This window comes from Streptomyces sp. ATexAB-D23 (assembly GCF_000373645.1).
Taxonomy (GTDB): Bacteria; Actinomycetota; Actinomycetes; order Streptomycetales; family Streptomycetaceae; genus Streptomyces; species Streptomyces castrisilvae.
The window spans coordinates 277,354-299,702 of record NZ_KB892001.1 but is presented as its reverse complement, the minus strand read 5'-3'; the positions used below and the strand labels follow the sequence as shown (position 1 = coordinate 299,702).

The following is a 22,349-nucleotide window of genomic DNA, read 5'->3' as shown; positions in this document are numbered from 1 at the left end:
ATCATGACACGAACTCACCCCGAAAATATCCGTACTTGATCACTCGTTTGAGTGATTTCTGCGGAATCACCCCCGGAACTCCCCCGACAGACAGGCACTTTCACCGCCAAAACCGCGGATTCGCCTGATACATTCGATACGGTCGCAACAGCTAACAACCCGGGGCGGACGACCGGCCCCCGCGCCTGCCCGGTCAGGCCGAGGCGCGCTTGCGCGAGGTGCCGCTCTTGGCGGCGGACTGCTTCTTGGCCGGCGACTTCTTGGCGGCCGTCTTCTTGGCCGTTCCCTTGTTGGAGGCCGCCTTCTTCGCGGACGCCTTCTTGGCCGTGCTCTTGGCGGCGGACTTCTTGGCCGCGCCGGAGCCGGAGCCGGAGCCGGAGCCGCCGGAACCCGAACCGGAGCCGCCCGAGCCCGAACCGCCCGAGCCGGAGCCGCCGGAGCCCGAGCCGGACGCCGCCTTCTTGCGGGAGCCGCCCGACGCCTTGCGGTCCGAGATCGAGGTGACGCCGGCGACGGGCCGCTCACCCTCGTCGTCCTCCCCGCCGTTCCCCTCCCCGCCCTCGTCGCCCTCGCCCCGGGCCTCCTTCGCGGCCCGGACGCTGCTCTCCAGGGCGGCGATCAGGTCGATGACCTTGCCGCCGCCGGAGGCGCCCTTCTCGGCCGGCTCCGGGACCTCACCGGACGCCTTGGCGGCGATCATCTCCTCGACCGCCTCGCGGTAGTCGTCGTGCAGCGAGTCCATGTCGACCTCGCCGAGGGTGTCCATCAGGGCGTCCGCGAGGTCGAGCTCGGCGTCGCGCACCGTCACGTCGGACTCCGGCGCGACGCCCTCGGGGGCCCGGATCTCGTCCGGCCAGAGCAGGCCGTGCATGGCGATCACGTCGTCGACCACCCGCAGCATGCCCAGCCGCTCGCGCCCGCGCAGCGCGTACTTGGCCAGCGCCACCTTCCGGCTCCGCTTCAGGGCCTCGCGCAGCAGGGTGTACGGCTTCGCGGCCGGGACCCCGTTGGCGGAGAGGTAGTACGCCGCGTCCATCTGGAGCGGGTCGATCGCGTCGGCCGGCACGAAGGCGACGATCTCGATCGTCTTGGCGGTGGGCAGCGGCAGCTTGCCCAGGTCCTCGTCGGTGATCGGGATCATCGTGCCGTCGGCGTCCTCGTACGCCTTGCCGATCTCGGCCGGGGTCACCTCCTCCCCGTCCAGCTCGCACACCTTGCGGTAGCGGATGCGGCCGCCGTCCTCGACGTGGATCTGCCGGAAGGAGACCGAGTGGTTCTCCGTGGCGTTGACCAGCTTGATCGGGATGCTGACCAGCCCGAAGGAGATGGCGCCGTTCCAGATGGACCTCACCGCTTCACCCCTTACATCCGCAATATCCGTAGAAATCGCTTTTGCGTGTGATTCTTATCGTATGACGCCGATCACGGAGGTGGAGGGGCGACGGCTGTCGCTGAGCAATCTGGACAAGGTGCTCTACCCGGCCACCGGCACCACCAAGGGCGAGGTACTGCACTACTACGCGGCCACGGCGTCCGAGGTGCTGCTCCCGCAGCTGCGGGACCGGCCGGTGTCGTTCCTGCGCTACCCGGACGGGCCGGACGGGCAGCTGTTCTTCACGAAGAACCCGCCGCCCGGTACTCCGTCCTGGGTACACAGGACCCCGGTGCCGCACCGCGAGAGCGAGCCGTCCGAGCAGGTGGTCGTCCAGGATCTGGCGTCCCTGATGTGGGCCGCGAACCTGGTGGTGGAGTTCCACACCCCGCAGTGGCGGGCGAGGACGCCCGCGGTGGCCGACCGGCTGGTGTTCGACCTGGACCCGGGGGCGCCCGCCACGGTCGTGGAGTGCTGCCGGGTCGCGCTGTGGCTGCGCGAGCGGCTGGCCGACGACGGGCTCGACGCGTACGGGAAGACCTCGGGGTCCAAGGGCCTGCATCTGCTGGTGCCAATCGCCCCCACGGACTCGGCGGCGGTCTCCGCGTACGCGAAGGGGCTGGCCGTCCGGGCGGAGCGGGAGCTCGCGGACCTGGTGGTGCACCGGATGCGGCGGGCGCTGCGGCCGGGCAAGGTGTTCGTCGACTTCAGCCAGAACGCCGCCGCCAAGACCACCGCCACGCCCTACACCCTGCGCGCGCGGGCCGAGCCGTCCGTCTCGGCGCCGGTCACCTGGACGGAGATCGAGCAGTGCCGCAGCCCCGGTGAGCTGGTCTTCCTGGCGGGCGACATGGCCGGGCGGCTGCACCGGCACGGCGATCTGCTCGCCCCGCTGAACGAACCCGGCCGGGGCCGGCCGATTCCGGATACCGCGTAGCCGTACGCGCCGGGCACCCCTACCTCACAGACGCGAGTTTTGTCATGTCCAAGGGCAAATGGGTACGGGGGGTGGTCGGATTGTCCGAGCCGTGGTGCACACTCTGCGCAGACACTGCTTTCGTGGACGTCGGTGGGGAGGCGATGGCGTGTTCGCGGGGATCGAAGAGGTCGACTGGGCCTCGATGGAGCATGCCTACGGGCCGGCCGACGACGTGCCGGCGCTGCTGCGGGGCCTGGCGTCCCCCGATCCGGCGGAGCGTGAAGGCGCCCTGGACGGGATGTACGGCGCGGTGCACCACCAGGGCGACGTCTACGCGTGCACGCTCGCCTGCATTCCCTTCCTCTTCGAGCTGGTGGCCGATCCGGCGGTCCCGGACCGGGGCGACATAGTCGAGCTGCTCACCAGCATCGGCGGCATCGACCTGGGCGAGGACGACGAGGAGGAGATCGACGAGGACGAGGCGGAGGGCGCGGCGAACTACGCGATGGCGGCGGCCGCCGTCTCCGCCGGCGCCGGGGTCTTCTTCCCGCTGATGGCCGACCCGGACCAGGGCCTGCGGCTCTCCTCCCCGCTCGCCCTGGCCACCCTGCACGACGACCCGGCCCGGGTGCTGGCCCTGCTGCGGGAGCGGCTGGCGGTGGAGGCGGACGAGGAGGTGCGGCTCGCGCTGGTCGAGGCGGCCGGGCGGCTCGCGCTGCGCCACCGGCCGCTGGCCGGGCCGGTCGCCGACTGGCTGAGCCGGCTGGCCGCCGAGGCCAATCCGCCGGGGCTGCGGCTGGCGGCCCTGGCCCAGCTGGCGCGCTGCGCGCCGCGCTCGCTGCCGGGCGATGTGGTGCCGCTGGTGACGGGGCTGCTGCGGCAGCTGCGTACGCTCCCGGACCCGGCGGGCGCCCGGCCCTGCGGTGCCGAGCCGGCCAAGCCCGCCGCCCCCGAGGCCGCCCCGGTGGCGCTGCTGGGGCAGCTGCGGGCGCCGGCCGCCGAGGAGAGCGCGGGGCGGACCGCGCCCTGGACGGCCGATCTGCTGCGCACCCTGCACGTCGGGCTCGACGACCGCGTCACCGAACGCACGGAGCTGCTGACCGATCAGCTGCGCAGCCCCGACCCCTGGCAGCGCGTCGACGCCGTGCGCATGAGCGGCGGGCTCATAGGCGACTGGCGGGGTTCCTACGCGGAGCTGGTCGGGCTGGTGGGCGAGCAGCTCGCCTCGCCCGACCCGAAGCTCGCGGAGGCCGCTTCGCACCTGTTGGAGGGCCTGTTCGGCCTGGCCGCGCCCGCGGCGGACGCGCTGGCGGCGCGGGTCGCGGCGGACCCCGGGGCATGGGTGCGGGAGTGGGCGGGCGGGCGGCCGACGCTCGGCAGCGCGGTGAGGGCCCTGGCCCGGCTGGGCGACGCCCGCGCACTGCCCGCCCTGGCCGCGGCGCTCGACCGCCCGGACGTGCCGTACGACGTGGGGCCCGGCATCGGCTTCCTGGGCGAGGCGGCCCGGCCGCTGGCCGGCGCGCTGCGGAACCGGCTGGGCGAGGTGGTGCTCGACGAGCAGGCGTACGACCGGGCGGGCCCGCTGCTGACCGGGCTGACCGCGCTGCGGGTGGGCGAGGCCGCGCCGGAGGTGCTGCGGGTGCTGCGCGGCACCGAGGCGTTCCGGGGTGAGTGGCTGCGTACGGCGGCGCTGCGGGCGCTGGCCTCCTTCGGGCCGGCCGCCGGCTGCGCGGTGCCCGAGCTGCGGGCGCTGGTGCGGCACACCGGGACGACGGAGTCGGTCGAGGCGGCCGAGGCGCTGTGGGCGGTGGAGGGGGACGCCGGCGCGGTGCTCCCGGTGCTCGTCGAGGGGCTCGCGACCCAGAACGTGTACGTGGCGCGTGCGGCGGCGAGCGCGCTGGGGCGGCTGGGCGGGCGGGCGGCGGCGACCGCGCCGGGGCTCCGGGCGCTGCTGCGCCACGAGGAGCTGTGGCTGCGGGTGGACGCGGCGAGCGCGCTGTGGGAGGTTTCCGGGCGGGCCGGGGAGTCCGTCCCGGTGCTGCTGGCGGCCTGGGAGCAGAATCGTCACGTCCGGGTCCGGGTGGCGGAATGCCTGGCGCGGATGGGGCCCGCTGACGCAGGGTCGGACGCGGCGCACGTGCTCTTCGCCGAGCTCACCTCCGTACGCCGGCACAACGCGATGGACGGCGGGTACGGCAGCCACGACACGTACACCGACGAAAAGCTGCTGGCGCTCTGCCGCCGGGCGCTCCTGGGGAACACGGGGAAGGAACCCACATGATCATCTTTGGCACGCGAGGCTATCTCTACCAGTTGGCCGTCCTGACACTGGTCTGCGGCTGGTGCGGGAATCCGGCCGCGCACACGCTGCGCAAGCGGGTCACGAAGTTCACGCTGTTCTTCGTGCCGCTGTTCCCCTTCTCCACCAAGTTCGCCACGCAGTGCACGTTCTGCGGCGGTGAGCAGCAGATACCCAAGGAGCAGGCCGACCAGCTGCTGGCCCAGCACATGGCGGCGCAGGGCGGCAACCCGTACGGACAGGCCCAGCAGCCGGGTTACGCACCGGGCGCGCCGGGGCAGGGCCAGGGCCAGAACCCGTACCAGCACTGACCGCGGCAGGCTGCCTGGCTGCGCATCAGCACTAAATACACATAAGAGACTTCCTTCCGAATAGGGTCGACGGGGCGGACGGGCCTTCCCTGGTCCGCCCCCCCGGACACCCGGATCGGAGGAAGTCATGCGGCGCCCGCGGCTGCTGCCCGCCCTCGTGGCCGTCGCCGGTGCCGCGCTGCTGGCCGGCTGCGGCACGGGCGGGGAACTGCGGAGCGCCGGCCGGGCGCCGGCCGCGGTCGGTCCGGTGCGCCTGTGGCCGACGCTGCCCCCGGCGTCCGCCGCCCCGTACGACTACGGCGAGGGCGAGACCGCGCGCATCCCCGGCATCCGGGTCCCGGGCGGCGATGTGCGCCGGCTGGACCCGGTGGCGGTGGTGCGGGCCGGGCTGAAGGCGCTGCCCGACCGGTCCAGCGGGGTCGACGAGCTGCCGGACCGGACGGTGGAGCAGATCAACGCCTGCCGCGACGCGCCCCGTTCCTGCCCGGTGCTGCCGCCCTACTTCCGGGACCTCACCGGGGACGGCAAGGACGAGATGGTCCTCGCGATCCGGCTGGCCGGCCGTCAGCTCTCGGTCCGGGTCTACATGCCGGACGCGGGCGCGCTGATCCGCATCATGTCCACGTCGGACGCGGTGATCAGCGTGGAGCTGGCCGGCCGGGACCTGATCATGCGGGCGCCATCGGCGATCACGGGCTACGAGTACCGCACGGCGTGGTCCTGGGACGACCGGCAGCGCGCGATGCTGCCCACGCAGGACGAGATCCTGCGCATCGGGCAGGACAGGGGGCACCCGCCGAGCCCGCGCCCCTCCGCCCCGCGCACACCCCGGCCCACGGCTTCCGTCCCGGCGGAGCGCCGGTGAGCCGCCGGGTGGGGACGCCGAGGCTCCGGCGCCGGCTGCGGCTGCCCGCCTGGACCGCGACGCTCACCTGGAAGTCGGCGGTCTTCATCACCGTGATGTGCTGCGTGCTGGCCGCCCTCCTCGGCGTGCTGGTCCACACCGCGGTCACCCGCCAGACGGTCGGCCACGCCCGCGAGAAGGCGCTCGCCCGGCTCACCGAGGTGTCCCGCGCCTACGAGGGGGGCGAGGCGCTCCCGCCGCGCTCCGGGGTGGACCCGCCGGGGCTGCCCGCGCAGCTTCGGGCCCTGGCGGCGGGCGGGCGGCGCGGCACCATGGTCGCCGGGCACCTGGGGCGCCCGGCGATGTGGGCGGCCACCCCGGCGGACGACGGACGGGCGCTGGCCGCCTGGACCGACTACAGCCAGAGCGCCCGCACGATCAACGGCCTGGACGGGGCGATCCTCGGCTCCTCGCTGCTGGCGATCGGCGCCACCCTGCTGGTCGGCGCGTTCGCCGTCACCCGGGTCACCCGGCGGCTGCACCAGACCGCGCGGGTGGCCCGGCGGATCGGGGCGGGCGATCTGGACGCCCGCGTCAACGACCCGCGTACGGCGGACCCCGCGCGCCGGCAGGACGAGGTCGCCGTCGTCGCCGGGGCGCTCGACACGATGGCGTCGGCGCTCCAGCGCAAGCTCCAGGCCGAGCAGCGCTTCACCGCCGACGTGGCACACGAGCTGCGCACCCCGCTGACCGGTCTCTCGGCCGCCGCCGAACTGCTGCCGCCGGGCCGCCCTTCCGAGCTGGTGCAGGACCGGGCCCGAGCCCTGCGCGCCCTGACCGAGGACCTGCTGGAGATCTCACGCCTCGACGCCCGTACCGAACACGTCGATCTCGATGTGCACGAACTGGCCCCGCTCGTCACGGGCGTGGTGCGGGCCTCGGGCACGGACACCGAGGTCGTCGTCACCGGGGATCCGGTGCGCGTCGAGACGGACCGGCGGCGCCTGGAACGGGTGCTGGGCAACCTGATCAGCAACGCGCACCGGCACGGCGGGCCGCCCGTGGTGGTGACCGTCGACGGGCCGGTGGTGACCGTACGCGACCACGGCGACGGCTTCCCCGAGTACCTGACGGCGGGCGGCCCGCAGCGCTTCCGCACCGAGGGCGGCGGCAAGGGGCACGGCCTCGGGCTGACCATCGCGGCCGGGCAGGCCGAGGTGATGGGCGCCGCGCTGTCCTTCGGGAACGCGCCGGACGGCGGGGCGGTGGCCCGGCTGACGCTGCCGCACTACGTACGCCTCGACGAGGAGGAGTCCCCGGGCTCCGCCTGAGGGCTCCCCCGCAAACCTCCACACCGGAACATAAGGGAAATACCACCCGCCTCTTGCTACGTTGCGGGGCATGACCGCATCGACGGCGGACGCACCCCCGCCCGTGCTGCGCCTGCCCAAGCGGCGCGGCGTGGAACTCTCGCTCCTCATCGGGGCCGTCCTCATCTCCGTCTACGGCTACGCCGCGGTCGGGCTGGCCCACGACGACGCGGTCCCGCCCGACGTCGCCGGATACGGCGGCGGCCTCGGGCTGCTCGCGCTGCTCGCCCATCTCGCGGTCCGCTTCCGCGCCCCGTACGCCGATCCGCTGCTGCTGCCCATCGCCGTCCTGCTCAACGGCCTCGGCCTGGTGCTGATCTACCGGCTGGACCTGGAGACGCCGGGCGACCGGGCGGCGACGACCCAGCTGATCTGGTCCACGCTCGGCGTCGCGTTCTTCATCGCGGTGGTGGTGTTCCTGCGCGACCACCGGGTACTCCAGCGCTACGCGTACCTCTCGGTCGCCGCCGCGCTCGTCCTGATGATCGTGCCGATCTTCTTCCCGGCGGTGAACGGGGCGAAGATCTGGATCAGGGTCGCCGGATTCTCCTTCCAGCCCGGCGAGTTCGCCAAGATCCTGCTCGCGGTGTTCTTCGCCGCCTACCTCGCGGCGAACCACAACGCCCTCGCGTACACCGGCCGCAGGATCTGGAAGCTCCAGCTGCCCACCGGGCGGGTGCTCGGGCCGATCGTGGCGATCTGGCTGCTCAGCGTCGGCGTCCTGGTCCTGGAACGCGATCTCGGCACCTCGCTGCTGTTCTTCGGGCTGTTCGTGATCCTGCTGTACGTGGCGACCGGGCGGACCGGCTGGATCGCGGTCGGGCTGCTGCTCGCGGCGGTCGGCGCGTTCGTCGTGGGCTCCTTCGAACCGCATGTGCACAGCCGGGTGCAGGACTGGCTCGACCCGTTCGCCTCGATCGACGCCGGCCGGGGACCGGGCCAGCTCGCCCAGTCGCTGTTCGCCTTCGCCGCCGGCGGGATGCTCGGCACCGGCCTCGGGCTCGGCCACTCGGTCCTCATCGGGTTCGCCGCCAAGTCCGACTTCATCCTGGCGACGGCCGGCGAGGAGCTGGGCCTCGCCGGGCTGACCGCCGTCTTCCTGCTGTACGCGCTGCTGGTGGCGCGCGGTTTCCGGGCCGGGCTGGCGCTGCGCGACGCGTTCGGGCGGCTGCTGTCGATCGGGCTCGCCTCGATCCTGGCGCTCCAGGTGTTCGTGATCGCGGGCGGGGTGATGGGGCTGATCCCGCTGACGGGGATGGCGATGCCGTTCCTCGCGCAGGGCGGTTCGTCCGTGGTCACCAACTGGATCATCGTGGCGCTGCTGATCCGGGTCAGCGATGTCGCCCGCCGGCCGCCGCCGGACGAGGTGGAGGCCGGGGTCGTCGCCCCGGCCCCGTCCCTCCCGGAGGGCGAGCGGTGATCCGCCACATCCGGCACGCCGCCGCGTTCTGCCTGCTGCTGCTCGTCGCGCTGCTGGTGAACGCCGCCCGCGTCCAGGTCTTCGAGGCCGACGAGCTGGACGACAACCCCGCCAACCGCCGTAACACCATCGCCCGTTACGACCAGCCGCGCGGGAACATCCTGGTCGACGGCCGGCCCGTCACCGGCTCGAAGGACACCGGCGAGCAGCTCGCCCACGAGCGGACCTACCGCTACGGCCCGCTGTACGCCCCGGTGACCGGATACGCCTCGCAGACGTACGGCACCACGCTCATCGAGAACGCCGAGGACGCGGTCCTCTCCGGCACGGACCCGCTGCTCGCCCCACTCCCCCTGTGGAACGAGGTCACCCGGGACCGGCAGCCGGGCGGTGACGTCGTCACCACCGTCAAGGACGCGATGCAGCGGGCCGCCTACCGGGGGCTCGGCAACCGGCGGGGCGCGGTCGCGGCCATCGAGCCGTCGACGGGCCGCGTCCTCGCGCTGGTCTCGACCCCGTCGTACGACCCCGGGCGGCTGTCCGGCACCGGCTCGTCGGTCACCGAAGCCTGGCGGGAGCTGAACGCGGCGGACAGCCGGCCCATGCTCAACCGGGCGATCCGGCAGACCTATCCGCCCGGCTCCACGTTCAAGATCGTGACAGCGGCCGCGGCCCTGGACGCGGAGGTCGTCACCGATCCGGACGCGGCGACCGACACCCCGTCGCCCTATGTGCTGCCGGGCACCTCCACCGTCCTGCCCAACGAGTCGCGCGGCTGCGCCAAGGCGTCGCTGGCGGACGCGATCCGGGTCTCGTGCAACACCGTGATGGCGCATCTGGGGGTGGAGGTCGGGCTCGACGGGATGGTGGCGGCGGCCGGCCGGTTCGGCTTCAACGACACGGACCTGAAGATCCCGTCGGGGGTGGCGAAGAGCAACTTCGACCGCAAGATGAGCGACGACCAGCTGGCGCAGTCCTCGATCGGGCAGTTCGACACCACGGCGACCCCGCTCCAGATGGCGATGGTGGCGGCGGCCGTCGCCAACGGCGGGGAGCTGATGTACCCGCACCTGGTGGAGCGGACGACCAAGCACAGCGGCGCGACGGTGCGGACGACCGGTCCGCGCACCTACCACCGGGCGATGGAACCGACGACGGCGATGCGGCTGCGGCAGATGATGGTCGACGTGGTGGAGGACGGTACGGGCACGAACGCGGCGATCGACGGGGCGACGGTCGGCGGCAAGACCGGCACCGCCCAGCACGGCGTGGACAACTCGGACCTGCCGTACGCCTGGTTCATCTCCTGGGCGCAGGCCGACGGCGCGGCCCGCCCGGCGGTGGCGGTCGCCGTGGTCGTCGAGGACGCCGAGGCCGACCGGGCCGACATCAGCGGCGGCGGCAGCGCGGCGCCGATCGCGCGGGCCGTGATGGAAGCGGCCCTGGAAGACTGAGCCGGTGACGGAATCCTGGGACGTGCGCGGGGCGCTGGCCGCGATCGGGCGCGAGGACCCGCGGCTGTGCGCGTTCCTCGACGTCTGGCCCGAGGGCCTGTCGTCACATTCCCGTCGTTCGCCCGGAGGGCGGGCCGGCCGGCGTCAGGTGCGTGCTCTCGGCGTGCCGGCCCCAGACCCTCGTACTGGATGTACTTGGGTCTGGGGCCGGTGCGGCGAGAGTGCGTGCATGGCGTCGGCCGGCAGACGGGAATGTGACGACAGGCCCGAGGAGGCGCTCGCCCGGCTCCCGGCCGCGTCCCGCCTCCCCCTGGCCGGGCTCCCGTTCGCGGTGAAGGGCCCGGCCGGTATCCGCGGGTACGCGGCCCGGCGGCTGATCGCGGCCGGTGGCGTCCCGGTCGGCTCGGCCTCCGTGCCCGGCCCGGGGACTCACTGGCAGACCTGGGGGCTCGGCGCGCACGGGCGCACCGTCAACCCGTGGCGGCCGGACCGGACCCCGGGCGGTTCGTCGGCCGGCTCGGCGGTGGCGGTCGCGGCGGGCCTGGTCCCGCTGGCGACCGGCAGCGACGGGGCGGGGTCGGTGCGCATCCCGGCCGCCTGGTGCGGGGTGTTCGGGCTGAAGACGACGAACGGGCTGCTGCCCTCGCCGGACCGGTCGGGGCTCGCGTCGGCCGGGGTGCTGGCGGCATCGGCGGCCGGTGCGCAGACGTATCTGCGCCACGTCCTGGACGGCTACGCGCCGGTGGCCCCCGTGCTGCCCCTGTCCGCCGCCTACAGCCCGGACCTGGGGTTCGCGGAGACCGACCCGGAGGTGGCGGCCGTGGTGCGGGGCGCGGTGCGGCGGCTGGTGGCGGCCGGGGTGGTGCGGCTCACCGGGGGCGGGTGCGAGCTGCTGGACCCGGCGGCGGCCTGGCAGGCGGTACGCGGCGGGGACGTGCCGCCGCCGGAGGCGGAGCTGCGCGGGGAGAACGACCGCCGGCTGGACGCCTTCTTCGCCCGCACCCCGCTGCTCCTGACCCCCGTCACCCCGAACCGCCCGCACGGCCACGAGGGTCCGGGCGATACCTACTCCACGTCGCTGACCTGGGCGTTCAACCTGAGCGGACATCCGGCGGCGAGCGTCCCCGCCGGGTTCACCGGGGACGGCTGCCCGGTCGGGCTCCAGCTGGTGGCCGACCGGGGCCGGGACGCGGAGCTGCTGGGCGCGGCCGGGGCGGTGGAGCGTGTTCTGCCGCCGGTCGCGGGGTGAGGGAGACGAATGGCCCGTACTCGTACCCGAGTACCGCACCCGAGTACGGGTACTCAGGACCGCGCCGGACCGAGGCAGCAGCCTGGACACCGACAGCCACCCCCAGAAGGAGCCCCACCGTGCGCACAGCCCGTCGCCCCCGCCGCCTCCGGACCGCCACCGCCGCCCTCGCCGTCACGGGCGCGGCCCTGGCCGTGCTCACGTCCGCCTGTTCCACGGCGGACGCGGTGTGTTCCGGCGGCGAGTACCCGGTGCTGTACGTGGGCAGTACCGGAAGCGCCTGTGTGCCGGACGGCCAGGAGCCGCCCAAGGGGTACGCGCGCTACCCGGAGGGCAAGGTTCCGGAGCACGTGGACGACAAGTGGTGGACGTACTGGAACACCCACACCCTGGACGCCGACGGGAACATCATCGAAGTCTCGGACTGACCGGCTGACCGGCTGACCGGCTGCCGGACGTCAGCCCGCCCGCGCGGCCTCGATCGGCTTGCGCATCTCCTCGCGCACCCGGGCCGTTTCGAGCGCCGCCCGGTCGAGGTCGACCTTCTCCGGGTCCTGCGAGGCGCTCTCGGCGGTGACGACGGCGACGAAGGAGGCGGTGTTGCTGTCGCCCCACGCGCACATCGGGAGCGTGGTGGTGACGGCCCCCTCCTTCGAACTGACGACCTGGCAGGAGACGGTGATGTCGTAGCCCTCGGGGGTGAACTCCCGGGCGGGCACGGCCATGGTCATCCCGTCCGCCTCGGCGGCCCCCTCAAGGATCTTGTCGCGGGAGAACTCCGGTGACTTGATGCGTCCCCACATCCCGGAGACGACCAGGGTGCCGCCGCTCTCGGAGGTGTACTGGGTGACCACCGCCTTCGGGTTGCGGATGGTCGGGTCGTAGGTGTCCTCGATGTCCTTCCCGTCCGTGGCCGAGGTGTCCTCGAACAGGGTGTACTCGTCGTCCAGCAGGGTCTTCGGCACGGTCAGCCGGTATTCGGCCGGGGGGAAGCTCCCGGCCGTCGGCAGCTTGCCGTCGTCCGCCCCGTCCATCAGCCGCACGACCCCGAAGGCGACGCCGCCGGCCACCACGAGCGCCCCCGCGACGGCCGCGGCGATCAGGCCGGCCCTGTTCCGCCGGGGCGGCGGCATCCCCGGGAACCCGGGCCCGCCGGGCACCGCGCCCCAGGGCGAGGGCGGCGTCGGGGCGCCCTGCGGATATCCGTACGGGGGCGGCTGCTGTCCGGGCAGCGGCTGCTGGGCGTACGGATTCTGCTGGGGCCGCGGCGGGCCGTAGGGGCCCTGGGGCGCGCCGTACGGGCCCTGCGGCGGCGGGGGCGGGGGCGTGGTCATGGCGCCCAAGCTACGGCATCGGGGCGAACACGATTTCGAGGCCCGGTCAGTGTCCGGCCGCGCTGTCGATGGCGGCGGACGGGTAGGGCGTACGCCTGCTCACCGTCAGCAGGCCGCGGTGGAATCCGTCCAGGACGACGGCGGGCGCGGCATGCCGGTCGACGAGCGCGGCCACCTCGGGCGGTACGCCGCCGGGCCGGTCGCCCGCGATCCAGTCGCGCAGGAAGGCCGCGTCGCGCACCCCGTCGAAGAGGTGGTGGCGCAGCAGGTGGCCGGCGACGTAGTGCCGGTCGTAGGCGAGGTGACCGGCCAGGAACGCGGACTCCTCGTCGGAGAGGTCGAACGTGGAGCTCAGGGCGAGGCCGAAGTCGGCGAAGCGGATCGCGTGCCCGTCGGTCAGGACGTTGTGGAAGTGCGCGTCGAAGTGGACGAACCCGTGCGCGCCCATGAAGCCGGCGCCGCGCGCGAGGGCCGCGTCCAGCCGGGCGTACGGCGGGTCCTCGCCGCCCTTCGCGGCGGCCTCGCGGCGCTCGCCGAGCCAGGCGGCGAGGGTGTGCGGCACGTGTTCCAGGAAGAGCACCAGGCTCGCCGCGGACCGGCCGATGGCCTCCAGCCGTTCGCGGACGGCCGGGTGGCCCTCCCAGTGGGCCACCGCTCCTTCGATGCCGCCGAATTCGTCGGTGAAGCCCTCGGGCGGGGAGTCGGGCAGGACCCGCCAGTGGTACATCAGCGGGAAGTCCGGGTACGCGCCGGTGCGGACCCAGTCGGTGGTGAGGACGTGCGCGGCCAGCTCCCGCCAGGCTCCGAAGCCGGCCGAGCCGATCCCGTACTGGTAGAAGACCGGCAGCCCGAAGAGGTTGGCGGTCGAGCGTACGTTGCTCGGGCGCAGTTCGAGTTCGGTCAGGGGCACCCGCTTGACGAAGACCCGGGTGCCGCCCACGTCCAGCTGCGCCGACCTGCCGCCAAGACCGGAGCCCAGCGGGGCGGCCGAGGCGACGGCCTCGCCGATCCGGCGGTCGCTCATCCGGGAGAGCCGGGCCGAGGCCCGGTCGTGGGCGGCCAGGCGTGCGCGATGGCGTTCAGACTCCTGCCGCATCCACCCCGCCCTGGCTGATCGCCTCGGCCACTTCCGCCACCCGTGCCCGCTCCTCCGCCTCGAAGCGGTCCTTGTCCAGCTGCTCGGCTATTTCCTCGTCCCTCGCCATGAGGAGGTCCAGGTCGGAGTCGCCGAGTTCGAGGACGCCCATGTCGACATAGGCCTTCTGCAGCCGCTCGCCCCACAGGCCGATGTCCTTGACGCACGGGACTATCCGGCTGAACAGCAGCTTACGGAAGAGCTGGAGGTATTCGGAGTGCTCGGAGAGATCCTTCGCCTCCTGCTTGCCGATGCCGAAGTTCTCCAGGACCTCCACCCCGCTGAGCCGGTCGCGCATCAGGTAGCAGCCCTCGATGACGAACTCCTCGCGCTCGCGCAGTTCCGCGTCGCTGAGCTGCCGGTAGTAGTCGCGCAGCGCCATCCGCCCGAAGGCGACGTGCCGGGCCTCGTCCTGCATGACGTACGCGAGGATCTGCTTGGGCAGCGGCTTGGTCGTGGTGTCGCGGATCATGCCGAACGCGGCCAGGGCCAGGCCCTCGATGAGGACCTGCATGCCGAGGTAGGGCATGTCCCAGCGGGAGTCGCGCAGGGTGTCGCCGAGCAGCCCCTGGAGGTTGTCGTTGACCGGGTAGAGCATCCCGATCTTCTCGTGCAGGAACCGGCTGTAGATCTCCGCGTGCCGGGCCTCGTCCATGGCCTGGGTCGCGGAGTAGAACTTGGCGTCCAGGTCGGGGACGGACTCGGTGATCCGGGCGGCGCAGATCATCGCGCCCTGCTCACCGTGCAGGAACTGGCTGAACTGCCAGGCGGTGTAGTGCTTGCGCAGCTCGCCCCGGTCCCTCTCGGTCATCTTCGTCCAGTGCGGGGTGCCGTACAGGGTCAGCGCCTCGTCGGGGGTGCCGAGCGGGTCCGCCGGGTCGACCTCCAGACTCCAGTCGATGCGCTTGTTGCCGTCCCACTGCTTGTCCTTGCCCTTCTGGTACAGGGCGAGGAGGCGCTCGCGGCCGTCGTCGTAGTCCCAGCTGAAGCGTGCGGCGCCGGAGGCGGGCACCGCCCACAGCGGCTGTTCGGGGGCGGTGGTGTAGAGGTCGTGGGTCGACACGGACGGCTCCTTCGCCTCGCGTACGTCGTAACACAGCGCGTTACCGGCTCAGTTGGCAGGTTCACACGTTGGTAGACGCGGGGTCAACAAGTCGTGCGCAGGGGATTGACTGCCTTGCTGACACGCAGTCTCATAATGGGTGACCGTCGGTAACCCATGTGTGAGGTGCCCCCAGCCATGACGACCGTGACCGAAAGCGATCTGCAGACCCTCCGTGACGCGCTCGGCCCGCTGCGCGGCCGGGAACAGATCGCGGAACGACTGCTGGAGGCGTCGGCCAAGCACTCCTTCGACCCGGACAAGGAGCTCGACTGGGACTCGCCGCCCGAGGACGGCAAGTGGTTCTGGCCGCCGGAGCTGGTCTCCCTCTACGACACCCCGCTGTGGAAGCGCATGGGGCACGACCAGCGGCTCGAACTGGCCCGGCACGAGGCCGCGTCGCTGGCCTCGCTGGGCATCTGGTTCGAGATCATCCTCATGCAGCTGCTGGTCCGGCACATCTACGACAAGCCCGCGACCAGCAACCACGTCCGCTACGCGCTCACCGAGATAGCCGACGAGTGCCGGCACTCGATGATGTTCGGCCGGATGATCACCTGGGGCGACGGGCCCACCTACTCCGTACCGCGCAGGTACCACAACATGGCCCGCGTCCTGAAGAGCGTCTCCACGACGCCCGGTTCGTTCGCCGGCACGCTCCTCGGCGAGGAGATCCTCGACTGGATGCAGCGGCTCACCTTCCCCGACGAGCGCGTCCAGCCCCTGGTGCGCGGGGTGACCCGCATCCATGTGATCGAGGAGGCCCGGCATGTGCGCTACGCCCGCGAGGAGCTGCGCCGCCAGATGGTGACCGCCCCGCGCTGGGAACGCGAACTGGCCCGGCTGAGCTGCGGCGAGGCGGCCCGCGTCTTCTCCGTCTGCTTCGTCAACCCGCGGGTGTACGAGAACGTCGGGCTGGACCGCCACGAGGCGGTCGCCCAGGTACGGGCCAGCGGCCACCGGGCCGAGGTCATGCAGACGGGTGCCAAGCGGCTGACCGACTTCTTCGAGGACATCGGGGTCCTCAACGGCGTGGGACGCAGGCTGTGGAAGAGCTCGGGACTGCTGGCCTGAGGGCGACAGCCCTTACGCTTGCCGGTATGACTGCCGCAGCCGCGCCGCCCGCGCGCGCGTACCGAAGGCTCAGCGTCGAGGAGCGCCGCACCCAGCTGCTCGGTGCGGCGCTCACCCTCTTCGCCCACCGGGCCCCCGACGAGGTCTCGCTCGACGAGGTCGCGACGGTGGCCGGGGTGTCCCGCCCGCTGGTCTACCGCTACTTCCCCGGCGGACGGCAGCAGTTGTACGAGGCGGCGCTCAGGTCGGCGGCGGAGCAGCTGAAGCTGTGCTTCGCCGAGCCGGCCGAGGGCCCGCCGACCGAGCGGGTGATGCGCGTCCTGGACCGCTATCTGGCCTTCGTGGACGAGCACGACGCCGGCTTCAGCGCCCTGCTGCGGGGCGGCAGCGTCGCCGAGACGTCCCGGACGGGCACCATCGTGGACGAGGTCCGGCGGGCGGCGGCCGAGCAGATCCTCCTGCACCTGGGCCACGACGGGCGGAGCGAGCCCGCGCCCCGGCTGAGCATGATGGTGCGCACCTGGATCGCGGCGGTCGAGGCGGCCTCGCTGATCTGGCTCGACGAGGGCAAGCGGCCGGACGCGTCCGAGCTGCGCGACTGGCTGGTCGACCAGTTCATCGGCCTCCTCGCCGTCACCTCGGCCTCCGACCCGCAGACCGCCTCCGCCGTGGCCGCGCTGCTGCCCCTGGAGAACATCACGGGCCCGGCCGGCCGGCTGGCGGACCGGCTCGCCCCGCTCGTCGGGGTGGCCGCGCATCTGCTGCCGCCGGACTGATCGGTCAGACTGGCCGGGTGAGAAGCGAGAACACCGCCTTCGTCGGCGGCCCGCTGGACGGCCGGGTCCTGCCCGTCCTCACGGGCGCGACCGGCCACCCGCCCAAGTGGTACGAGGTCCCCGTCCCGGACGCCGCCGGCGGGCCCGCCACCGTGTACGCGTACCGCAGGGCCCCGGCCGGATACACGAAACGGCTGGGCATCCAGCGGGGCTGGGTGTACGAGTACGTCCCCGAGGGCCGCGAACGCCACAAGCCCCGGTGGCCCTGGTCTAAACCGGGGAACGATGGCGGAAAGGGGCAGCGGGAACTGCCCGACTAGGATCGGCCGTCTGGTCCAGGGACGGCCGGACGGTCACAAAAGGGGGGTCGCCATGGAGGCGCTGCGTCAGGACGATCCGGGGCGCTTCGGGCCGTACACCGTGCTGGCCCGCCTGCGGGAGACGGCCGCTTCGGTGCTGTACCTCGCGCGCGGCGAGACGGCGCAGGACCTCGTCGTCGTCACCGCGGCCCGGCCCGAGCTCGCCGCGCTGCCCGCCTTCCGGCACCGCTTCGACGCGGAGGCGCGCATCGCCGACCGGCTGGCCGGCGGCTGGGTCGCCGAGGTGCTCGACGCCCCCGCGGACGGCTCCGGCGAGGACGACCGCCCGTGGACCGCGTCGGCGTACGTGCCCGCGCTGACCCTGACCGAGGCGATCGGGACCGTGGGCCCGCTGCCCGAGCGGGCCGTGCGGATACTGGGCGCCGGCATCGCCGAGACCCTCTCCCGCGTGCACGCCACCGGGACGGTGTTCCAGGGCCTCTCCCCCCGGACCGTGCTGCTCGCCGAGGACGGCCCCTGGCTCACCGCGTTCGGCCCGCTGGGCGCGGCGGCCGAGGCCGAGGCCGGTCCGGGCGGCGGGCTCTCCGTACGGCTCGGCCATCTGACCCCGGAACAGCTCGCGGGCCAGGCGGCGGGCCCGGCCTCCGACCTCTTCGTGCTCGGTCTGCTGCTCGCCTACGCGGCGACCGGGACCACCCCACTGGCGGACGCCGAGCGCATCGCCCGGGGCGAACCCGAACTCGGGGACGTCCCGGAGGCGTTGCGCGACCTGATCGCCCGGTGCCTGGCGAAGGACCCGGCCGCCCGCCCCGGCGCGGGGACCGTGGCCGCCGAACTGGCGCTGGAGGGCGCCGCCGGTCTCGCTGCGGGCGGCTGGCTGCCGGGCCGGCTGTCGGCCGCCGTGGCCACGCAGGGTGTCAGGGCCGGCCGCCTGGCGGCCGGGGCCGAGCCGGGCGGGCCCGTCCCCGCGCCCGTGAATGAATCCGTTTCCGTCAAGAACGTGTCTGTGGAGAACCCCGTGCCCGATCAACTTCCGGCGTCCGAAGAGAACCCCTCGGGTGCCCAGGGCGCGAACGCCCCGAAGTCCTACGGTGACGTCTGGGACGCCGTGGCCCCCGCGCCGCCCCCCATACAGGACGCGGTGCCCGGCGTCTTTGATGCCGTACCCCCGCACCACCAGGCGCCGCCCCCGCCCGCCCGGCAGCAGCCGACCGTCGCCGCGCCGGGCCCCATCCCCTCCACCCCGGCGCCGCCGCCCGACACCCACACCACGCAGCTCAAGGCCATCGGCGGCCCCGCCGCCCCCTGGCCGAACCCGGGGACGTACGAGCAGCAGCCGTACGCCCAGGCCGCGCCGCCCCCGCAGCCGCTGCCCGTGCCCCTGCCTCCGGCGCCCATCCCCAACATCGCCCCGCCCGCCGAGCCCCGCCGGGGCGGCATGGGCCGGCGGGGCCTGCTGATCGGGGCCGCCGCGGGTGTGGCCGGACTGCTGGCCGGGGGCGGGACCCTGTACGCGCTCACGTCCGGCGACGACGACAAGCCGAAGGACGACCCCAAGCCCGCGCCCACCACCGCCGGGCCCAGCCTCTCCGGAGTCGCCCCGCAGCCGCTCTGGATCCACACCCATCCGGCGGACGAGCCGCCGCCGCTGACCGCCGCGCTCTGGAACGACCGGCTGCTGGTGCTGACGGACCAGAGCCATGTGAGCGCCGTCGATCTGCGCACCGGACGCCGGCTCTGGGAGAACGCGGACGGCGCCAAGGGGCAGGCCGCCCTCGCGGCGGGCGAGGAGCACTGCTTCGTGGCGGGCCCCTCGGAATTCCTGTGGCTCTCGGCGAAGGACGGCCGGGTGGCCCACCGGGTGGCGTACGCCGACGGCTTCGAGGACGCGCCGGACCTGTCGGTGCGCACGCTCGTCGGATCGGCCGGGACGACCATCTGGTTCACCGGCTCGCACAAGGCCACCGTGAAGGCGCCCGCGCCCAAGAAGGGCGAGAAGCGGGGCAAGGACAAGCAGGTGGTGAGGTCGTACCTGTTCGCGTACGACATCGTGGGGCGCAAGGAGCTGTGGCGGACGCCGGTGCCCAACGGCCGCGGCCCGATCGCGCCCGTCTTCCGGCTGATCGCGGTCCGGCCGGACGCCGTCATCGTGCGGCAGGACCATCTGACGCTCACCCCCGCGGCCCTGAAGGCGGCCAAGAAGAAGGGCATCTTCCGCAGCTTCGACCGGGAGACCGGCAAGGCCCAGTGGAGCCGCAGGTTCGGCAGCGTCACCCTCGACGGGGCGGCCGTGGGCGACGCGGAAGGCGTGCTGTACGCGGCGAACGGCACCGGCCTGCGCGCCTTCGAGACGCCCGCGGGCAAGGCGAAGTGGACGCTGAAGGGCACCGGCAAGACGGTCTTCGGGCCCTCGGTCGTGACGGGCGACCTGCTGCACACCACCAACAGCAACCAGGAGGTGGGGGCCGTCGACCGCAGGAACGGCAAGCTGAAGTGGCGCCGGTCAACGGAGTCGACGGAGACCAAGGCACCCGCGGTCACCGTCACCAGGAGCGGCGACACCGTGTTCGCGGCGGGCTACGGCCAGGTCACCGCGTTCTCGGGGGCCGACGGGCGGCGGCTGTGGAAGTTCCAGGACATCGGCAACCAGGATCCGGACGGCGAGACGGTGAAGGCCGGCTACCAGGTGCTGACGTACGGGAAGACGGCGATCGTGCGGCGCGGGCGCACGGTCTACGCGTTCCCGGTGGCCTGACCGCGCCGGCCGGAGGGCGGGCCGCCGCCTTCCGGGGGAATCCGGGGGCGCGGGCCCGCCGCCACGCCCCCCGGGTTCTTGCATCGCCCGGCGCCGGGTGAGCGTATGGATGGATTGCGCTCACTCATGGGGTAGTCGCACGATTCGCCCCGGTCGTGGAGGTGAAGTCGTGTCGGGCACTTGGCTGCGTTCCCTCGGCACGGCGGCGCTGGCCGCCGTCGTCGTGACCTCCCCGGGCACCGCCGTCGCGGCGCCCTCGCCCGGTCCCGGGGAGCCGTCCGGTGCGGCGTCGGCCTCCGGGGCCGCCGGGCTGCTGAGCGAGTTGCAGCGGCTGTACCAGCAGGCGGAGGAGGCCACCGAGGCCTACAACGGCACGGCGGCCGAGCTGAAGAAGCGGGCCGCGAAGGCGAAGAAGCTCGACGCCGCACTCGTCACCGCCCGGCTCGCGCTCTCCCGCAGCCGTGACGCCGCCGGCCGGCTGGCCCGCGAGCAGTACCAGGGCCGGTCCGACCTCTCCGCGTATCTGCGGCTGCTGCTGATGCGCGACCCCGAACACGCCCTGGACCAGGGGCAGGTCATCCAGCGGCTGGCCGCCGGGCGGGCGGCGACCGTCCGGCGGCTCGGTACGGCCGAGAAGCGGGCCGACGAGCTGGCGGAGGAGTCCCGCAAGGTGCTGGACGAGCAGCAGGTGCTCGCCACCCGGCAGAAGAAGGAACGCGACACTGTGCGGACCCGGCTGAAGGAGGTGGAGGCCAAGCTCGCCACCCTCTCCGCGGACCAGCTCGCCGAGGTCTCCGGTCTCGAACAGAAGACCACCGACCAGGCGCAGAGCGCCCTGGTCGCCTCCGGCGCGCTCTCCTCGGCCCGCCCGCCGTCCGCACAGGGCGCCGCGGCCGTCCGGTACGCGGTCCGGCAGATCGGCAAGCCGTACGTGTGGGGCGCCCAGGGACCGGATTCGTTCGACTGCTCCGGGCTGACCTCGCAGGCCTGGGCGAACGCCGGACGTGCCATTGCGCGCACTTCGCAGGAGCAGTGGCGGCAGCTGCCCCGGGTACCGATGAACGCGCTGCGCCCCGGCGACCTGGTGGTCTACTTCCCGAAGGCGACCCATGTGGCGCTGTACATCGGCAACGGCCAGGTGGTGCAGGCGCCCCGGCCGGGCTCACGGGTGAAGGTCTCCCCCGTGGCGTCCAACCCGGTCCTGGGCGCGGTGCGGCCGGACCCGGAGAGCGCCGCGCTGGCCACGTACCGGGCGCCCGAGCTGCCCGCAGGCTCGTCCGCCGGCTCCGACGAGGGATACGCCTCCTCCTCGGCCCCGGCCTCGTAGCGGCCGGGGCTCGGGAGTCCGCAGGGCCTGCTCAGGCGGCGGGTCCCGTGACCGAGGCCAGGTAGGCGTTCGTCTTCTCCGGCTCGTAGAAGAAGTTCTCGAAGTCCGCCGGGTCGTTGAAGCCGTTGGCGAAGCGGTCCGCGACCGGCTGGAGCTGTCCGCCCGCACCGATGAGGTTCAGGACGTGCTCCGGCGGGACCCCGAGCATGGCGTTCGTCCACTTCGTGACGTGCTGGGCGGTGTCCCAGTAGCGGTCGAAGGTGGCCTGCATCCAGGTCTCGTCGAACTCCCGGTCGCCGTGCTCGACGATCGCGTCCAGGTAGGCGTTGGCGCACTTGGAGGCCGAGTTGGAGCCCTGGCCTGTGATCGGGTCGTTGGCGACGACGACGTCCGCCACTCCGAGGACCAGGCCGCCGCCGGGCAGCCGGCCGACAGGCTTGCGGACGGTCGGGGCGTAGCGGCCCGCGAGGGTGCCGTTGGCGTCGGTCAGCTCGACCTTGGTGGCGCGGGCGTACTCCCAGGGGGTGAACCGCTCCATCAGCTCCAGCGTCTTGGCCAGGTGCTCGGAGGGGTCCTTGATGCCCTGGAACGCGTCGAGCGGCCCGCCCGGGACGCCTTCCCAGAACAGGATGTCCGCGCGGCCCGATGTGGTCAGGGTCGGCATCACGAAGAGTTCGCCGACGCCGGGGACCAGGTTGCAGCGGACCGCGTCGAAGTCGGGGTGCTCGGGGCGCGGGCCCATGCCGTGGACGTACGCCACGGACAGCGCGCGCTGCGGGGCGTCGTACGGCGAGCGGGACGCGTCCCGGCCGAACATCGAGACCAGCTCGCCCTTGCCGGCCGCGACCATCACCAGGTCGTAGGCGCGGGAGAAGTAGTCGAGGTCCGAGACGGCAGCGCCGTGGATGACGAGCTGGCCGCCGCGCTGGGCGAAGGTCTCCATCCAGCCGGCCATCTTGACCCGCTGGTCCACGGACTGGGCGTAGCCGTCCAGCTTGCCGACCCAGTCGACGGCCCGCGAGGAGTCGGGGGCGGCGACCGAGACGCCGAGGCCCTCGATGCGCGGGGCCTGCGACTCCCAGAAGTTCAGCTGGTAGTCCCGCTCGTGCTGGAGCGCGGTGTGGAACATGCACTGCGTCGACATGACCCGGCCGGAGCGGATCTCGTCGGCCGTGCGGTTGGACATGAGGGTGACTTCGTACCCCTTGGACTGAAGTCCGAGGGCGAGCTGGAGCCCGGACTGACCGGCTCCGACTATGAGTATCTTCCGCATCGCGGTTCTCCGTTG

At 73.3% G+C, this 22,349-nt stretch carries 19 protein-coding genes; 14 read left to right on the top strand and 5 right to left on the bottom strand.

Translation table 11 applies throughout. The features are described from left to right. Positions 1 to 193: 193 nt before the first annotated feature. On the bottom strand, positions 194 to 1,351 hold the full coding sequence (locus B082_RS0101315) for a Ku protein (RefSeq protein WP_018550014.1): 1,158 nt from the start codon (positions 1,349 to 1,351) through the stop codon (positions 194 to 196). Between the two features lie 61 nt (positions 1,352 to 1,412). Here B082_RS0101315 and ligD point away from each other — a divergent pair, with 61 nt between their 5' ends. From ligD to B082_RS0101270, 9 genes are all read left to right on the top strand, one after another. Continuing rightward, positions 1,413 to 2,309 (top strand): non-homologous end-joining DNA ligase, encoded by an 897-nt coding sequence (ligD, locus tag B082_RS0101310; protein WP_018550013.1) that lies wholly within the window; start codon positions 1,413 to 1,415, stop codon positions 2,307 to 2,309. A gap of 148 nt (positions 2,310 to 2,457) precedes the next feature. Further along, complete coding sequence (locus tag B082_RS0101305; RefSeq protein WP_018550012.1) at positions 2,458 to 4,572, top strand: HEAT repeat domain-containing protein; 2,115 nt, start codon at positions 2,458 to 2,460, stop codon at positions 4,570 to 4,572. Continuing rightward, positions 4,569 to 4,901 carry a zinc-ribbon domain-containing protein gene (locus B082_RS0101300; protein WP_018550011.1) on the top strand — a complete coding sequence of 111 codons (333 nt, stop codon included), beginning with the start codon at positions 4,569 to 4,571 and terminating at the stop codon, positions 4,899 to 4,901. Before B082_RS0101305 ends, B082_RS0101300 begins: the two co-directional genes overlap by 4 nt. Before the next feature lie 127 nt (positions 4,902 to 5,028). Continuing rightward, entirely contained in the window at positions 5,029 to 5,766 is a 738-nt protein-coding gene (locus tag B082_RS0101295) for a hypothetical protein (RefSeq protein WP_018550010.1), read from the top strand. Beyond that, a complete protein-coding gene (locus B082_RS0101290; protein WP_018550009.1) occupies positions 5,763 to 7,076 on the top strand; it encodes a sensor histidine kinase in 1,314 nt (437 codons plus the stop codon). Before B082_RS0101295 ends, B082_RS0101290 begins: the two co-directional genes overlap by 4 nt. A gap of 70 nt (positions 7,077 to 7,146) precedes the next feature. Then, on the top strand, positions 7,147 to 8,535 hold the full coding sequence (locus B082_RS0101285) for an FtsW/RodA/SpoVE family cell cycle protein (RefSeq protein WP_018550008.1): 1,389 nt from the start codon (positions 7,147 to 7,149) through the stop codon (positions 8,533 to 8,535). Then, the gene (locus B082_RS0101280) at positions 8,532 to 9,989 is read left to right on the top strand and encodes a penicillin-binding transpeptidase domain-containing protein (RefSeq protein WP_018550007.1); all 1,458 of its coding nucleotides are present in this window, start codon (positions 8,532 to 8,534) and stop codon (positions 9,987 to 9,989) included. Before B082_RS0101285 ends, B082_RS0101280 begins: the two co-directional genes overlap by 4 nt. Before the next feature lie 229 nt (positions 9,990 to 10,218). Next, a complete protein-coding gene (locus B082_RS35375; RefSeq protein ID WP_018550006.1) occupies positions 10,219 to 11,238 on the top strand; it encodes an amidase family protein in 1,020 nt (339 codons plus the stop codon). 119 nt (positions 11,239 to 11,357) lie between these two features. After that, positions 11,358 to 11,666, top strand: a complete 309-nt coding sequence (locus tag B082_RS0101270) for an SCO0607 family lipoprotein (protein WP_018550005.1) — start codon at positions 11,358 to 11,360, stop codon at positions 11,664 to 11,666. A gap of 30 nt (positions 11,667 to 11,696) precedes the next feature. Here B082_RS0101270 and B082_RS0101265 read toward each other — a convergent pair whose 3' ends face one another. From B082_RS0101265 to B082_RS0101255, 3 genes are read right to left on the bottom strand one after another with little or no spacing between them, the layout of a single operon-like run. Continuing rightward, the gene (locus B082_RS0101265; protein WP_018550004.1) at positions 11,697 to 12,572 is read right to left on the bottom strand and encodes a hypothetical protein; all 876 of its coding nucleotides are present in this window, start codon (positions 12,570 to 12,572) and stop codon (positions 11,697 to 11,699) included. A gap of 46 nt (positions 12,573 to 12,618) precedes the next feature. Then, positions 12,619 to 13,668, bottom strand: a complete 1,050-nt coding sequence (locus B082_RS0101260; protein ID WP_018550003.1) for a hypothetical protein — start codon at positions 13,666 to 13,668, stop codon at positions 12,619 to 12,621. Then, complete coding sequence (locus B082_RS0101255) at positions 13,652 to 14,770, bottom strand: ferritin-like domain-containing protein (RefSeq protein ID WP_018550002.1); 1,119 nt, start codon at positions 14,768 to 14,770, stop codon at positions 13,652 to 13,654. Before B082_RS0101255 ends, B082_RS0101260 begins: the two co-directional genes overlap by 17 nt. 177 nt (positions 14,771 to 14,947) lie before the next feature. Here B082_RS0101255 and B082_RS0101250 point away from each other — a divergent pair, with 177 nt between their 5' ends. The 5 genes from B082_RS0101250 to B082_RS0101230 all read left to right on the top strand — a co-directional run bounded on the left by B082_RS0101250 (position 14,948) and on the right by B082_RS0101230 (position 21,061). Then, complete coding sequence (locus B082_RS0101250) at positions 14,948 to 15,883, top strand: AurF N-oxygenase family protein (protein WP_018550001.1); 936 nt, start codon at positions 14,948 to 14,950, stop codon at positions 15,881 to 15,883. A gap of 26 nt (positions 15,884 to 15,909) precedes the next feature. Beyond that, positions 15,910 to 16,659: a TetR/AcrR family transcriptional regulator gene (locus B082_RS0101245; protein WP_018550000.1), complete on the top strand. Its 750-nt coding sequence runs from the start codon at positions 15,910 to 15,912 to the stop codon at positions 16,657 to 16,659. Between the two features lie 17 nt (positions 16,660 to 16,676). Next, the gene (locus tag B082_RS0101240) at positions 16,677 to 16,979 is read left to right on the top strand and encodes a hypothetical protein (RefSeq protein WP_018549999.1); all 303 of its coding nucleotides are present in this window, start codon (positions 16,677 to 16,679) and stop codon (positions 16,977 to 16,979) included. A 52-nt stretch (positions 16,980 to 17,031) separates the two neighbouring features. After that, complete coding sequence (locus B082_RS0101235; protein WP_018549998.1) at positions 17,032 to 19,734, top strand: PQQ-binding-like beta-propeller repeat protein; 2,703 nt, start codon at positions 17,032 to 17,034, stop codon at positions 19,732 to 19,734. Between the two features lie 169 nt (positions 19,735 to 19,903). After that, positions 19,904 to 21,061 carry a C40 family peptidase gene (locus tag B082_RS0101230; RefSeq protein WP_018549997.1) on the top strand — a complete coding sequence of 386 codons (1,158 nt, stop codon included), beginning with the start codon at positions 19,904 to 19,906 and terminating at the stop codon, positions 21,059 to 21,061. 31 nt (positions 21,062 to 21,092) lie between these two features. Here B082_RS0101230 and B082_RS0101225 read toward each other — a convergent pair whose 3' ends face one another. Beyond that, complete coding sequence (locus B082_RS0101225; RefSeq protein ID WP_018549996.1) at positions 21,093 to 22,334, bottom strand: styrene monooxygenase/indole monooxygenase family protein; 1,242 nt, start codon at positions 22,332 to 22,334, stop codon at positions 21,093 to 21,095. Between the last annotated feature and the right edge of the window lie 15 nt (positions 22,335 to 22,349).

What these genes read in the sequence shown, in the direction of transcription:
- B082_RS0101245 (WP_018550000.1), top strand. Translation starts at nt 15,910, where the DNA reads ATGACTGCCGCAGCCGCGCCGCCCGCGCGCGCGTACCGAAGGCTCAGC.
- ligD (WP_018550013.1), top strand. Translation starts at nt 1,413, where the DNA reads ATGACGCCGATCACGGAGGTGGAGGGGCGACGGCTGTCGCTGAGCAAT.
- B082_RS0101265 (WP_018550004.1), bottom strand. Translation starts at nt 12,572, where the DNA reads ATGACCACGCCCCCGCCCCCGCCGCCGCAGGGCCCGTACGGCGCGCCC.
- B082_RS35375 (WP_018550006.1), top strand. Translation starts at nt 10,219, where the DNA reads ATGGCGTCGGCCGGCAGACGGGAATGTGACGACAGGCCCGAGGAGGCG.
- B082_RS0101285 (WP_018550008.1), top strand. Translation starts at nt 7,147, where the DNA reads ATGACCGCATCGACGGCGGACGCACCCCCGCCCGTGCTGCGCCTGCCC.
- B082_RS0101225 (WP_018549996.1), bottom strand. Translation starts at nt 22,334, where the DNA reads ATGCGGAAGATACTCATAGTCGGAGCCGGTCAGTCCGGGCTCCAGCTC.
- B082_RS0101295 (WP_018550010.1), top strand. Translation starts at nt 5,029, where the DNA reads ATGCGGCGCCCGCGGCTGCTGCCCGCCCTCGTGGCCGTCGCCGGTGCC.
- B082_RS0101300 (WP_018550011.1), top strand. Translation starts at nt 4,569, where the DNA reads ATGATCATCTTTGGCACGCGAGGCTATCTCTACCAGTTGGCCGTCCTG.
- B082_RS0101235 (WP_018549998.1), top strand. Translation starts at nt 17,032, where the DNA reads ATGGAGGCGCTGCGTCAGGACGATCCGGGGCGCTTCGGGCCGTACACC.
- B082_RS0101260 (WP_018550003.1), bottom strand. Translation starts at nt 13,668, where the DNA reads ATGCGGCAGGAGTCTGAACGCCATCGCGCACGCCTGGCCGCCCACGAC.
- B082_RS0101250 (WP_018550001.1), top strand. Translation starts at nt 14,948, where the DNA reads ATGACGACCGTGACCGAAAGCGATCTGCAGACCCTCCGTGACGCGCTC.